At 75.3% G+C, this 275-nt stretch carries 1 protein-coding gene; it reads left to right on the plus strand.

Annotated features, from left to right (window positions below; genetic code table 11):
* The coding region (locus tag SB717_RS35570; protein ID WP_410907650.1) for an SDR family NAD(P)-dependent oxidoreductase at positions 1 to 275 on the plus strand (275 nt) is incomplete at both ends.

Here is a 275-nt window from a genome sequence, read left to right on the forward strand (position 1 = left end):
CTCGGGTATGGGCCGCGTGGCGGCCCTCGAGCTGGCCGCGCACGGCACGGTCGTGCTCGTCGGACGCGACAGGCGCAAGCTCGACGAGGTCGCGGCCGAGATCGAGGCGCGTCCGGGCGGGCAGGCGGTCGCGGTCGTCGCCGACTTCTCCGACATCCGCAGTGCCCGACGCGCGGCCTCGGAGATCGCGGCGCTAGGCCTGCCCCTGGCGGGCGTGGCGAACAACGCCGGGATGATGGCCACCACGCCGTCCGCTGCGGAGCGGAAGTCTCCGC

Origin of the sequence: Priestia sp. SIMBA_032 (genome assembly GCF_046535215.1) — a bacterium.
GTDB lineage: Bacteria > Bacillota > Bacilli > Bacillales > Bacillaceae_H > Priestia > Priestia aryabhattai.